Raw genomic sequence first — 13,669 nt, forward strand, 5'->3', positions numbered from 1 at the left:
ATTTTGATTGGATTTAGTTTAGCTATATTAGCAGGAATATTAATTAGCTTACAATCTGTTTTTAATGCAAAAGTAAATGAAAATGTAGGACAGTGGTTAACGACTACATGTGTCCTTGGAATAGGTCTCATTAGTTCTATTCTATTTTATATCATTACAGAAAACAGTATTAACATTAAAGTGTATACTACAAATTATTTGTTTTATGTAAGTGGACTGTTTGGCATCGGGTTAATTATTTGCATAATGGGTGCAATAAAGAGCTTAGGTCCAGCATATACAGTGCTAATTAGTCTTATTACTCAATTGGTTGTTGCGTTATGCATTGATACATTTGGATTATTTGGAATGGAGAGTATTCCATTACAAGTAAATAAATTAGTTGGTATAGGTTTATTAATTGTGGGAGTAGGAATTTTTAAAAATCTATTTTTGAATAAGAAAGCTATTCATATAAATGAGGATAGTGTCTAAAGGATATAAAGGGGAAAAGTGTGAATGGTCAGAACTTATACATTTAGATAGTAATAAGTGAGCGATGAGGAGAGAGGATAAATGAATCAGTTAATGTTGCAAGATGGTGTACACTATTTGAAAATCAATGGGGTATTGCATTGGTGTAAAGTTGCAGGGGCAGCTCATAATACAGTTCCTCTCATTATTGTACATGGTGGTCCAGGTGGCAATCATTATGTATTCGAAAGAACACTTGGGTTGAGGTTAGAAGAAAATATGACTGTTGTTTATTATGAACAAAGAGGATGTGGTAGAAGTGAGGCACCACAAGATGACGGTGAGTACTCAATCAATACTCTAGTCGAAGATTTAGAGGAATTAAGAAAGCAATTACATGTAGAGAAGATAAATTTGTTAGGATATTCTTTTGGTGGACAACTTTGTTTAGAGTATGCTTTGAAATATCCGAAAAATGTTGAACAAATGGTATTACAAGCACCATCGTTAGATGATTTAAATGATATGTATACTGTGCAGATAGAAGGTTTTCTACAAGTAACGAAAGGAGAAATGAAAGAAGAAATATTGATAATAAGTAAGTCAGAAATTCCTTTAAAAGAAAGGTATAATCAAGTTTGGAGTATAGTTGATACAAAAGCTGTAGATCGATTATTGTTTAAAAATGAAGAATTTGCAAAGCTAAATCGGAGTCTTTGGGAGGAAAGTCAGTTAAGTAATACAGGGAAGATGAGCAAAGTTATTTTTGGAACAAAATCATCTTTACCGCTTATTGAGCGTATTAAAGGTTTAGAAATTGATACGTGTGTCATAGTTGGAGCGCATGACTATAACACGGGTGTAGGAATGAGTTATAGAATAACGAGACAATTGAAAAATGGTAAACTTGTTATATTTGAAAATAGTGGACATTTCCCAGATATCGAGGAGACGGATAAAGTATGTGAAACAATTATTGAGTTTTTGGAATAAAAGGGGGATATTAAGGTCGAACCGAATTAATAGAGTTGAATTGGTTATTGGGATATTAAATCATGTAATATGCTAATTGTTTACTTGTAATTGAGGAAGAATCAATTAGTGTATTTGGAAAATAAGTAAAAAAGACCTCGTAAGGTGGAGGTCTTCTTGATTTATTATTTAATATTTTGAACTTATATGAACTGAAGTAGAAGAGTATGATAAGCAATTTCAGGGAACGAGAATATAACCGAATATAAAATATTACTAAACGTATATAACTAATGAATACAATGTCTTTTTCAGTTATTAAGTTGTAAATCATTTTATGATAAAATCTTTTACATAATTTAATAAAGGGGTAGTTTTCAATGGGTTATTTCTCAAATGGTTTATTAGTTTTGTTTGTGCTAATCGTATGCAGTTGTATATTTTTTGGTTGATAATATAATGAGAGTCTTATATAAAAGAAGTTATCTTAAGTGAGATAACTTCTTTTTATTTTATGTTGAGAAGGAATTCTATCTTTCTTATTGAAGTTTGTTCTAGTTATTTTTACATCGATCAGATTTGTGTAATGGGAATTTTATGAAATATAAACAAGCCAGAGAATAGGGAGTATTGACATGGAAAATAGTATACGCTACACAAGTGAACATCCTACAGATTTTAATGGATTATTATCCTTATACGAATCTTTAGAATGGAATTCTCTTAAATTAACGGTTAACGAGTTAGAACGAATGTGTAAGCAAAGTTAGTATGCAATTTATGTTTTTGATGATAAGAGGTTAGTAGGGATGGGGCGTGTCATATCAGATGGAGTCATAACAGGCATTATTTGTGGAGTTGGTGTATTGCCAAAATATCAGTCTAGTGGCATCGGAAAAGAAATAGTGGAACGATTAATCCAGCACTGTGAACAAAGCAAGGTTATTCCACAACTTATGTGTGTAGAAAAATTGCAATCTTACTATGAATGTATAGGGTTTGAGGCATTCTCTATTGGGATGACAAAACATATTATAAGATAGAGGCGCTTTATTCCGCTATTTGCCGGGCAGTAATACCCCACTGATTAAAGTTTCACTTTATATTTTCAGTTTACTCGTACATATTTTCAAACTTCAACATAAAGGAGAATGGCTGTATGGAAATTGCTAAAGGGATAGAAATGTTACAACTTGAATTTCAAGAATTTGTTATTCATCCAATTCTTTTATGGGATGATGAAATGGCAGTATTAATAGATACGGGTTTCCCAGGACAAATTAAAGATATACAAGTAGAGATGGAAAAGGTTGGGGTATCATTTGATAAGTTAAAAGTCGTGATTTTGACGCATCAGGATATTGATCATATAGGTAGTCTTCCGGAGTTGTTGCAGCGCTGTCGAAGTAATATTAAAGTTTATGCGCACGAACTAGATAAGCCATATATCGAGGGGGATTTACCTTTATTGAAGGACGGAAATATAGAGAACCGACCAAAAGGAAAAGTGAGTGATACTGTGATTGACGGGCAAGAACTTCCGTATTGCGGTGGAATACTAATTCTTCATACTCCAGGGCATACTCCGGGTCATATTAGTTTATATTTGAAACAAAGTAAAATTCTTATTGCAGGAGACTCTATGTATAGTGTGAATGGGATGTTAGGAGGAATTCACGCCCCAACAACTATAAATATTAAGGAAGCACAGCAGTCTTTGAAGAAGTATTTAAATTTACATATTGAATCTGTAGTTTGTTACCATGGGGGATTTAGTAAGGGGAATATAAATGTTCAACTTCAAAATTTGTAAAAGTTAAAGTGAAATTTTTTGTTAAACAGCATTGAAGTATAATCTGATTATTAGTATATAAATAAATTATAAAAGAGCATGTTTGAAAAAAATCAAACATGCTCTTTTATTAAAGCAAATCAGTTTAATATGAATGACCTAATCCGTTCCAATAAAAAGAAACGATTTCTTGTGATAATTCATCTATATTTGCAAGAATAGGATTGTGATTTTCATCTTTAAAATTCCCAATTGATAATAAAGATACGAAAGCATGAGCCGCAAATTTAGCGTTTCCTTTTGGGATTTCTCCGATGTGCATCGCATTATCGAGTGCTTTTTCTAGTACTTCATACATATTATCTTCAGCATTTTTTAATTCTTTCAATTGTTCTTCAGATAACGACAGTTTTGCATCTTTCATAAAATTTTTCATATCAATATCCATCGTTGCGTGTAAGTAAACTTTAGCGAAGTCTAATAATCTTTCTTCTAACGTTTTGTTTGTAGAGAGTATTTGAGACATATTCTCACGTATACGTACCATCATTTCGATCATAGTAGCAGTAAATAAATCGGCTTTTGTTGAATAGTAATAGTAGACAGTTGCTTTCGTAACACCACAAACTTTTGCGACCTCATCCATAGAAACGACTTGATAATTTTGTGTAAGAAATAAGCGGGTTGCTACTTCTAAAATGGTTTCTTTTGTAGATTTTGTATTTTTATTTTGACGCGGCCTTCCGAGAGGACGTTGTTTTTGTTCCAAATACATTCGCTCCTGACATTTATGATTGAGATAATTATAACATAATTTTCAATCATTCTTGATTAATTAACCGACCAGTATATATAATTAATAATGGAGGAAAAAAGGAAGGTGGGTTTTTATGAAAAAGCACCCGTTACATATGTTAGGGAGGCTTGTGGCAGGGAAAAATACGCAATGGATCACTTTATCGGTGTGGATTCTTATTACATTATTACTTTCATTTACGTTACCACAAGTAAACAGTACGAAAGAACCGAATCCGAAAAATTTACCTGAAACAGCTATGTCACAGCAAGCGGAAGCGCTTATGAAAAAAGAGTTTCCGAATAATGCAGGGAATCCGTTGTTAGTAGTATGGTATAGAGATGGTGGATTACAGTCACAGGATTATAAACTCATACAAGATGTTTATAAAGAGTTAAAATCTAGTCCTTTAAAAGAACAATCAACGTTACCACCATTTGATACAATCCCAGAGCAAGTATTATTAAAAAGTGCGTCAAAAGATGGTACATCATTTGTTACACCGGTATTTTTTAATAAATCTGCTGGTACGGATATATTAAAAGGAAATCTTGAAGAGTTTAGAAAAATAGTGAATAGTAAGGTGGATGAAGATCCATTTAAACAAAAAATAAGTGAATCTGGTTTACATGTTCGATTATCAGGACCTGTAGGTATTCAAACGGATGCAGTTAGTTTATTTAGTCAAGCAGATGTGAAATTGTTAGTGGCTACTGTACTACTAGTGTTAGTTTTGTTAATTTTACTGTATCGTTCACCAATTTTAGCGATTTTACCTATACTTGTTGTTGGCTTTGCATACGGTATTATTAGTCCTACACTCGGTTTTTTAGCTGATCACGGATGGATTAAAGTAGATGCCCAAGCGATATCAATTATGACAGTATTATTGTTTGGCGCTGGAACGGACTATTGTCTATTTTTAATTTCGAGATATAGAGAGTACTTGTTAGAAGAAGAAAGTAAATATAAAGCATTGCAACTTGCGATTAAAGCATCTGGCGGTGCAATAATAATGAGTGCGTTAACTGTTGTACTTGGATTAGGAACATTACTACTTGCTCATTATGGTGCCTTTCATCGATTTGCAGTACCATTTAGTGTTGCTGTATTTATAATGGGAATCGCGGCTTTAACAATTTTACCAGCACTATTATTAATTTTCGGTAGAATTGCATTTTTCCCGTTTATACCGAGAACAACTTCAATGAATGAGGAGTTTGCAAGAAAGAAAAAGAGGGCTGTAAAAGTTAAAAAATCAAAAGGCTCCTTTAGTAAAAAACTTGGAGATATTGTAGTACGAAGACCATGGACAATAATTATGCTAACTGTATTTGTATTAGGCGGATTGGCTTCATTCGTACCACGTATTCAATACACATATGACTTATTAGAGTCGTTTCCAAAGGATATGCCTTCTCGTGAAGGGTTTACGTTAATTAGTGATCATTTCTCAGCTGGTGAACTAGCACCAATAAAAGTTGTTGTTGATACGAAAGGCAAAGAGCTTCCTATTAAACAAGAACTAGAGAAATTTTCTTTCGTAAATACAGTGAAAGAGCCAAAAGAGGGAAAAGAAAATAAGCAAATACAAATGTATGAAGTTTCTTTAGCGGAAAATCCATACTCAATTGAAGCGTTAGATCAAATTCCTAAATTGAAAAGTAGTATAGAAAAAGTATTAAAAGGTGCTGGGATTAGTAATGCTAAAGATCAATTGTGGATTGGTGGGGAAACAGCTTCATTATATGATACAAAGCAAATTACGGAACGTGATGAATCAGTAATTATTCCAGTAATGATTAGCATTATCGCTTTACTATTACTTGTCTACTTACGATCGGTTGTTGCGATGATTTATTTAATTGTAACTGTCGTTTTATCATTCTTCTCAGCGTTAGGAGCAGGATGGATATTACTTCATTACGGTATGGGTGCGCCGGCCATTCAAGGTGCGATACCGTTGTACGCATTCGTATTTTTAGTTGCTTTAGGTGAAGATTATAATATCTTTATGGTTTCAGAAATATGGAAAAACAGAAAGACACAAAATCACTTGGATGCAGTAAAAAATGGTGTAATACAAACAGGTAGTGTTATTACATCGGCTGGTTTAATTTTAGCAGGAACTTTTGCAGTGTTAGGTACACTTCCAATTCAAGTATTAGTTCAATTTGGTATTGTAACTGCAATTGGCGTATTACTAGATACGTTTATCGTAAGACCGTTACTTGTACCCGCGATTACAGTAGTTTTAGGCCGATTTGCTTTTTGGCCAGGTAAACTTTCAAGAAAGAGTGAAGAAATACAAAAGGTGGATGCATAGTTAAAAAAGCCAAGGATATTTTCCTTGGCTTTTTTCAATGTAGTTAATTAATTTTTTGAAGTCAAATCATCAGATGCAGCGTGATCAGCATCTTCAATTGTTGTTTCGGGCATTCCGTATAAGCCGTTCATTGCTTGTTCTTCGATAGTAAGATTTGCAGTATTATTATTTTGAATAGATGTAGTGTTTTCAGTAACATTTTCTTTTTTATTCATATTTTTGTTATTCATGTATGTATCCTCCAAATTTCATTTGATTTATCTATAGTATGTGGATGGATTTCCAGAAATATGTGAATTGATTCTTACATATGTTATATAATTAAATGAATAATTAGGGTGAATTGTAAACTGTTAGGAGTGAACAAGTATGGTGAGAGCAAGGGAATTAGCCTTCTAAAATAAAAAGAAAATTTTAGGAGGCTATTAGAATGAAGTTTCATGTAATTGATAGAGAAGATTGGAATAGAGAGCGGTATTTTGAGCATTATTTAAAGTTGAACTGTACATTTAGTATGACTGTGAATGTTGATATCACGATGTTATTAGAGGAAGTATATCAAAAGGGAATAAAATTTTATCCCGTTTTTATATATTTAATTTCTAGAGTAGTAAATAATCATAAAAAATTTCGAACATGTTTTAACGATGAAGGAGTTTTAGGCTATTGGGAGGAAATGATACCGAGTTATACAATCTTTCATAAAGATGATAAGTCTTTTTCAAGTATATGGACGGATTATTCAAGTGATTTCCGCACTTTCTATAAAAATTATGAAGACGATATGAGATGCTATGCTAGTGTTCATGGTCTTTTCACGAAAGAAAATATTCCTCCTAATGTATTTCCGATTTCTAGCATACCTTGGACTAGTTTTACTGGATTTAATCTTAATATTAATAATGATGAAAATTTTCTATTGCCAATTATAACTTGTGGGAAATATTTTAACGAAGGAAATAAGGTTATGCTACCAGTTTCATTGCAAGTACATCATTCGGTTTGTGATGGATATGATGCGAGTCAATTTATAGAAGATTTACAGCAGTTAAGTAACACTTGCAACGATTGGCTTAAGTAATATCTAATTTTTAATTATATAAAGTGAAACTTTAATCAGTGGGGTGTCAGCCCCGCTGATTATTAGCCCAACCCCCACCTAACTTCTTTGCTTTCGCTGAATTTTGAGATGGGGGTCTTACTGCCCGGCAAATAGCGGAATAAAATTGAAAATGAATAAAAGAAGAGACCATGTTGATATTACATGGTCTCTTCTTTTATTCATTAATACTAAGTAATTGTGGAAAATATAGGGTGATTTGTAGTTTAATAGTAAAGAGAGTGATTAGTATTAATTTTCTTTGTTTTTAAAATTTTAAGTATGTAAATGTTTAACAGGGGGGAATAAAGTGAAATTCGTAAGCATTGAAAAAGATGAAATCTTAATTGGGGATATGGCAAAATTGTATTGTAAAGTATTTGAGAAAATAAATTTCAATGAAATAATCGAGCGAATGAATAGGCATATAGAATATACAGGTTTTAAAGGTATAGTAGCAATAAATGATGAAAATGAAGTAGTTGGCTTTACTTATGGTTATCGCTCAATGGAGGGACAGTACTATAATCAATTAATGAGAGAAGCGTTACATCTAGAGCAAGTAGACGAATGGTTACAAGATTGTTTTGAATTTGTAGAGTTAGCAGTCCACCCACAATATCAAAATGAAGGTCTTGGAACGAAATTACATAATGAATTACTAGAAGGGATTCCAAATAGAACGAGTGTTTTAACAACACAAATAAACAATGAAAAAGCACGTTCGTTATATGAAAGATTAGATTGGATAAATATATTGGAGCCATTTCATCCAAGTACAAATGATGTTCCATATGTAATAATGGGAAAAGCATTAAAAATAAAAGTGAATTGATAATTATGGCATTCACAAAAATGGTTGGTTTGTAATAATGAAGGGGAAAACGAAAATGACGAGAATATCTATAGAAAAAGCTACAATTTTAGATGCTGAGAAATTAACAGAAATAATGAAAAGAACATTTGATGCAGAAGCAAAACAATGGCTATACGGCCAAGATGATGTCATTGATTATAACATTCAACCGCCAGGGTATTCTTCAGTTGAAATGATGGAATATTCCATTGAAGAATTGGATTCTTTCAAAGTTGTAATGGATAAAGAAATAATTGGAGGGATAATAGTTACGATTTCTGGTAAGTCGTACGGTCGAATTGATCGTATTTTTGTAGATCCTGTTTATCAAGGAAAAGGAATTGGATCACATGTTATGAAATTAATAGAAAAGGAATATCCAAACATAAAGATTTGGGATCTCGAAACATCTAGTAGACAAATTAATAATCATCACTTTTATAAAAAGATGGGCTACCAAATGATTTTTGAATCGGAAGATGAGTATTGTTACGTGAAAAGAATAAAAACAAGCTCAAACAAAGAGAGTGTAGTTACAAATAAAGATATGAAAAATAGTCAATACGAAAACTGTAATTTAGCGAATACAGGGTATTATCAAGTGAATTTAAAAAACAGTTCATTTGTTGGTAGCAATATAATAAATATGAATATGAGTAATTGTAATGTAAGTCAATCAAAGTTTAGAAATATAAATTTTAGATGGTCATCATATGCAGATTTAAATCTTTCTGGCAGTAAATTTAATTTGGTGACTTTAGGTGGAGTGCAATTTAAAAATACAAGTCTCGGAGATGAGAAGGAACCTATTGTATTCGATAAATGTGATTTGGAAGGCAGCACTATAAGTAATAGTAATCTGAAAAATATTGAAATAGAAAATTGTAATATAGTCGGCATGAAACTAAATGGTATTCCAATTGAAAATTTGCTTAATTTATATAACGAGGCGAAAAGTTAACCAAATCCATATAGTTGTTAATCTTTTTGGAAATTAAGTATTATATCGAAATAATTATGTAAAAATGACATAAAGAAATACGAGTGAGAAGGTCATTCATACACGTTTCTAGAATACACACAAACAAATATATTGTTATTTATATGGAGGAGAGAAAGATGGGGATCAACGTTAGAGCAGTAGAAATACAAGATGCTAGAGCAATTCATCGTATATGTATACAGGATGACGTTTTACCGTATATGGTTTTCTTACCTAGCATGCGTGTAGAAGCTATGGAAAATAGAATTCGAAATTTAGCACCAAATCAATTTGAATTTGTTGCAGAATATGATGGAGAAGTTGTTGGATTTGTAGGTTTAACACAAAGTCCGGGCCGAAGATCTCATTCAGGCGATTTATTCATTGGGGTAGACAGTGAATATCATAATAAAGGAATTGGGAAAGCACTTCTTATGAAGATGCTTGATCTGGCTGATAATTGGTTAATGTTAGAGAGAGTAGAACTAGGTGTGTTAGAAACGAATCCAAAAGCAAAAGCTTTATATGAAAAATTTGGATTTGTAGAAGAGGGAGTAAAGATAGGAAATTTGAAAGCTCACGGAAAGTTTATTAATGAAATTATGATGAGTCGTTTTAGACCGAATGGTTTAATTGTACATAATGAATAGTTAAAAGCATGACAGTATACTGTCATGCTTTTTCATTAGAATTTGGCTGTAATAAAAATAATACTAAACCAATAAAAATAACGGTAATTCCTAGTCCTTGTTGTAAAGAAATAGTCTCATGTAATATAAAGTACGCTAGCATACAAGTGCCAATTGTTTCACCTAAAATACTCATTGAAATTACAGTAGCACTCATCCATTTTAATAACCAATTAAAAATGGTTTGTCCTAAAATTGTAGCAATGAAAGCTAATCCAATAAAGCACAACCAAGTTTGTGTAGAGTAATGGATGAAAGATTCTTGTTGCATGAAAGCAAATATGCTAAGAAAGCCAGCACTACTTCCATAACTAATTACCGAATATGGTATAAGTGACAAATCTTTACGAACGTGTTGGCTAATGAAAAAATAAGCAGTAATGATACCGGCAGCGATAAATGCTAAAATATCTCCATATAAAGCTTCTCCACTAATTTTGAAATCTTGCCAGCCAATGATGATACTACCTGAAATAGCGATGAGGCAACCAATAACCGCTCCTTTCGTAAATCTCTCCTTAAATAAAAAATAACCACCAATCATTGAGAACAAAGGTTGTAACGTTACGATAACTGTAGAGCTTGCTACAGAAGTATATTGTAATGATTCAAACCATAGTACATAATGTGCAGCTAAAAATAGCCCAGATGTGAATCCGAATGTCCATTGTTTTTTCGTTAAAGTTTTTAGCTCATTTCGACTATTTTTATTAAATAGTAATAACGGTAACAGGATCAGTGTGGCAAAGAATAATCGGTAAAAAGCAATGATTGTCGCAGGAGCATCTGCCAATTTTACAAAAATTGCTGAAGTTGATAAGGCGAATACACCAAAAAATAAGATGAAATATGAAAGAATAGGTGATTTCAAAGTTTGTCCCTCCGATAGAATGTTTATTATAATAAACTTAATGCGATATAATGTACAAAAGTAAGTATATAAGTCCCGGAGATAATAAGAAAGGATTATTTGCCTTTGTTTAGTATGTCAGCACAAAGACAATGAAATATGCATTATGATGGACGAAAGGAAGTTTTACTATGATACATGATAGGCTTGGACAAACAGTATTAAGTTATCGTAAGAAAAATAATATGACAATTCGTGAATTTGCTGATTATGCAGGGATTAGTACATCACTAATTAGCCAAATTGAAAGAGGACATGCTAATCCTTCTTTAAATGTTTTGGAGTTAATTGCAAAAGCATTAAATGTACCGCTGTTTACACTTTTTATTAATGATATCGATACAGATTCGCTCATTTCTAAGAAAAAAGATCGAAAAAAAGTATATCGGGAAAACAATGATCACATTGTATATGATGTATTAACACCTGATTTTATGAAAGCACGTATTGAAATGTTAATGATGGATTTAAATAAACAAGCAAACACAACAGAAAGTCATTATTCCCATGAAGATAAGGAAGAGATTGCTGTTATTATGAAAGGGGAAGTGTACGTAGAATTGGAGGGAAAAGAATATTTTTTAGAAGAAGGCGATGTTGTACGTATTCCACCAAATGTGAAGCATCGATTTTTGAATAAAAGTGATGAATCGAATCACATTTTATTTGTACTGACACCATCTTTAGGATGAAAATATAGTGATTTTAACTAGAGGAGAAAGAAAATGGAAAACAAAAGTATTTTAAAAGGCGGCCTTTCAATTATTTCTCAATGTAAAAAAGAAACAAATGATATTTGGCATGCGCATTTTGGAGCAGCTGCAATTGCCAGTTATTTTAATCATATAAAGAGAGCTCCAAATTATAAAGATATAACATTAGAAAAATTATTCATTCTTAATGAACGTCAATAATCTGTAAAAGAAAGCTTAATCTAGTTTCTTTTTTTGTTAGTAGTATATTATTTTTTCAAATATGTAAGATTTTACATGCGTATTTTACTTTTACTAATTATGTAAGTAGGCTATACTGAAATACATACATTTTATTTTTGGAGAGATGTAAAACGACATGGAACTAGCGAAATTGGAAAAAGTAATTGAAATAAAAAAAGAAGAACTTTTATATTTAGTATCGGATTATGGAATTCAACATGAAAAAGTATTGGCATTGAGTCAAGAACTAGACAAATTAATCAATTACTTTATGTTTTTAAAATAAAGAGAACTATGACGTGGTTTGTATATGTTATAGTTCTTTTTTATTAGGTAATTTGAAAATATATTCAAATATATTGTCTAATTTCTTACAGAATGCGCAACTTGCTAGTCGAATATAAGGACTTTTGGTTATAATAAAAAGGAATTATTAATTGTATCGGTTAGGAGCGCAGCACATATGAAAACAGTTGTTGTTATCGGTGGAGGTATAACGGGACTTTCTACTATGTTTTATTTAGAAAAATTAAAAAAGGATTATAATATCGATTTAAATTTTATTCTTATTGAGAAAGAAGAGTATTTAGGTGGTAAAATCCATAGTGTGGAAGAAAAGGATTTCATTATGGAGTCAGGAGCGGATTCAATCGTTGCTCGTAATGAATATGTTATGCCACTTGTAAAAGATTTAAATTTAGAAGATGAAATGGTATATAATGAAACGGGTATTTCTTACATATATTCTGAAAACATGTTACATCCGATTCCTTCTGATACTATATTTGGGATACCGATGAGCGCCCAGTCTTTGTTTAGCAGTACGCTAGTCTCAACGAAAGGGAAAATCGTAGCTTTAAAAGATTTCATAACGAAAAATAAAGAGTTTACGGAAGATACATCACTTGCTCTATTTTTAGAAAGTTTCTTAGGGAAAGAGTTAGTGGAAAGACAAATTGCTCCTGTACTTTCAGGCGTATATTCTGGTAAGTTGAATGAGCTTACAATGGCATCTACATTACCGTATTTACTGGATTATAAAAATAAGTATGGAAGTATTATTAAAGGTTTTGAAGAGAATAAAAAACAATTTCAATCAGCAGGAAATAAAAAATTCGTATCATTTAAAGGTGGACTATCTACGATAATTAATCGCTTAGAAGAAGTGCTCACTGAAACTGTCGTAAAAAAAGGTGCTATAACGACGGCTGTAAGTAAACAAGAAGATCGATATGAGATTTCTTTTGTAAATCATGAAACAATACAAGCTGATTATGTTGTTTTAGCAGCTCCGCATGATATAGCACAAACTTTATTACAGTCTAATGAGTTAAATGAGCAGTTTAATACATTTAAAAACTCATCTCTTATAAGTATTTACTTAGGATTTGACATACTAGATGAACAACTACCAGCTGACGGCACAGGGTTTATTGTAACGGAAAACAGTGATTTACATTGTGATGCTTGTACATGGACAAGTCGAAAGTGGAAACATACATCGGGTAAACAAAAATTATTAGTAAGAATGTTTTATAAGAGCACCAATCCGGTATATGAAACAATCAAAAATTATAGTGAAGAAGAATTAGTACGAGTAGCTTTATATGATATTGAAAAGAGTCTCGGAATTAAAGGTGAGCCAGAAGTAGTCGAAGTTACAAATTGGAAAGATTTAATGCCGAAATATCATTTAGAACATAATCAAGCGGTTCAAGCATTGCAAGAAAAAATGACGAATCTTTATCCAAATGTATATTTAGCTGGTGCCTCATATTATGGTGTCGGAATTGGTGCGTGTATTGGAAATGGAAAGAATATAGCCAATGAAATAATGGCTACATTAAATAAATAATACT

Annotated in this window: 15 protein-coding genes and 1 pseudogene; 13 read left to right on the plus strand and 3 right to left on the minus strand. The window is 31.8% G+C overall.

The window, feature by feature from the left end:
* Positions 1 to 3 precede the first annotated feature (3 nt).
* The 4 genes and pseudogenes from N2V80_RS11430 to N2V80_RS11445 all read left to right on the plus strand — a co-directional run bounded on the left by N2V80_RS11430 (position 4) and on the right by N2V80_RS11445 (position 3,238).
* Positions 4 to 474 carry a DMT family transporter gene (locus N2V80_RS11430; protein ID WP_000579010.1) on the plus strand — a complete coding sequence of 157 codons (471 nt, stop codon included), beginning with the start codon at positions 4 to 6 and terminating at the stop codon, positions 472 to 474.
* A gap of 81 nt (positions 475 to 555) precedes the next feature.
* Positions 556 to 1,446, plus strand: a complete 891-nt coding sequence (locus N2V80_RS11435; RefSeq protein ID WP_001072688.1) for an alpha/beta fold hydrolase — start codon at positions 556 to 558, stop codon at positions 1,444 to 1,446.
* Positions 1,447 to 2,060: 614 nt separating this feature from the next.
* A pseudogene (locus N2V80_RS11440) lies at positions 2,061 to 2,468 on the plus strand (GNAT family N-acetyltransferase).
* A gap of 116 nt (positions 2,469 to 2,584) precedes the next feature.
* The gene (locus N2V80_RS11445) at positions 2,585 to 3,238 is read left to right on the plus strand and encodes an MBL fold metallo-hydrolase (RefSeq protein WP_061655764.1); all 654 of its coding nucleotides are present in this window, start codon (positions 2,585 to 2,587) and stop codon (positions 3,236 to 3,238) included.
* A gap of 124 nt (positions 3,239 to 3,362) precedes the next feature.
* On the opposite strand, the gene N2V80_RS11450 is transcribed toward N2V80_RS11445, so the two are convergent.
* Positions 3,363 to 3,986 (minus strand): TetR/AcrR family transcriptional regulator, encoded by a 624-nt coding sequence (locus N2V80_RS11450; RefSeq protein WP_053564538.1) that lies wholly within the window; start codon positions 3,984 to 3,986, stop codon positions 3,363 to 3,365.
* A 121-nt stretch (positions 3,987 to 4,107) separates the two neighbouring features.
* On the opposite strand from N2V80_RS11450, the gene N2V80_RS11455 reads away from it, so the two are divergent.
* Positions 4,108 to 6,339 carry an MMPL family transporter gene (locus N2V80_RS11455; protein ID WP_061655765.1) on the plus strand — a complete coding sequence of 744 codons (2,232 nt, stop codon included), beginning with the start codon at positions 4,108 to 4,110 and terminating at the stop codon, positions 6,337 to 6,339.
* 47 nt (positions 6,340 to 6,386) lie between these two features.
* On the opposite strand, the gene N2V80_RS11460 is transcribed toward N2V80_RS11455, so the two are convergent.
* Complete coding sequence (locus N2V80_RS11460) at positions 6,387 to 6,569, minus strand: DUF4021 domain-containing protein (protein WP_001060660.1); 183 nt, start codon at positions 6,567 to 6,569, stop codon at positions 6,387 to 6,389.
* Between the two features lie 200 nt (positions 6,570 to 6,769).
* Between N2V80_RS11460 and catA the strand changes: the two genes are divergently transcribed.
* From catA to N2V80_RS11480, 4 genes are all read left to right on the plus strand, one after another.
* Complete coding sequence (catA, locus tag N2V80_RS11465; protein ID WP_000668544.1) at positions 6,770 to 7,420, plus strand: type A chloramphenicol O-acetyltransferase; 651 nt, start codon at positions 6,770 to 6,772, stop codon at positions 7,418 to 7,420.
* Between the two features lie 328 nt (positions 7,421 to 7,748).
* On the plus strand, positions 7,749 to 8,273 hold the full coding sequence (locus N2V80_RS11470) for a GNAT family N-acetyltransferase (RefSeq protein WP_000673963.1): 525 nt from the start codon (positions 7,749 to 7,751) through the stop codon (positions 8,271 to 8,273).
* A gap of 37 nt (positions 8,274 to 8,310) precedes the next feature.
* Complete coding sequence (locus N2V80_RS11475; protein ID WP_002061342.1) at positions 8,311 to 9,255, plus strand: GNAT family N-acetyltransferase; 945 nt, start codon at positions 8,311 to 8,313, stop codon at positions 9,253 to 9,255.
* Between the two features lie 158 nt (positions 9,256 to 9,413).
* On the plus strand, positions 9,414 to 9,926 hold the full coding sequence (locus tag N2V80_RS11480; protein ID WP_000512617.1) for a GNAT family N-acetyltransferase: 513 nt from the start codon (positions 9,414 to 9,416) through the stop codon (positions 9,924 to 9,926).
* A 22-nt stretch (positions 9,927 to 9,948) separates the two neighbouring features.
* On the opposite strand, the gene N2V80_RS11485 is transcribed toward N2V80_RS11480, so the two are convergent.
* Positions 9,949 to 10,836, minus strand: a complete 888-nt coding sequence (locus N2V80_RS11485) for a DMT family transporter (protein ID WP_000841812.1) — start codon at positions 10,834 to 10,836, stop codon at positions 9,949 to 9,951.
* A gap of 170 nt (positions 10,837 to 11,006) precedes the next feature.
* Here N2V80_RS11485 and N2V80_RS11490 point away from each other — a divergent pair, with 170 nt between their 5' ends.
* The 4 genes from N2V80_RS11490 to N2V80_RS11505 all read left to right on the plus strand — a co-directional run bounded on the left by N2V80_RS11490 (position 11,007) and on the right by N2V80_RS11505 (position 13,665).
* Positions 11,007 to 11,567: a helix-turn-helix domain-containing protein gene (locus tag N2V80_RS11490; RefSeq protein WP_000581029.1), complete on the plus strand. Its 561-nt coding sequence runs from the start codon at positions 11,007 to 11,009 to the stop codon at positions 11,565 to 11,567.
* A gap of 33 nt (positions 11,568 to 11,600) precedes the next feature.
* Complete coding sequence (locus tag N2V80_RS11495) at positions 11,601 to 11,789, plus strand: hypothetical protein (RefSeq protein WP_058839124.1); 189 nt, start codon at positions 11,601 to 11,603, stop codon at positions 11,787 to 11,789.
* 157 nt (positions 11,790 to 11,946) lie between these two features.
* Positions 11,947 to 12,096 (plus strand): aspartyl-phosphate phosphatase Spo0E family protein, encoded by a 150-nt coding sequence (locus tag N2V80_RS11500; RefSeq protein WP_000417698.1) that lies wholly within the window; start codon positions 11,947 to 11,949, stop codon positions 12,094 to 12,096.
* A gap of 177 nt (positions 12,097 to 12,273) precedes the next feature.
* Entirely contained in the window at positions 12,274 to 13,665 is a 1,392-nt protein-coding gene (locus N2V80_RS11505) for a protoporphyrinogen oxidase (RefSeq protein ID WP_000860344.1), read from the plus strand.
* Positions 13,666 to 13,669 lie beyond the last annotated feature (4 nt).

The sequence above is a fragment of the Bacillus sp. FSL W8-0640 genome, assembly GCF_038007725.1.
Taxonomy (GTDB): Bacteria; Bacillota; Bacilli; order Bacillales; family Bacillaceae_G; genus Bacillus_A; species Bacillus_A cereus.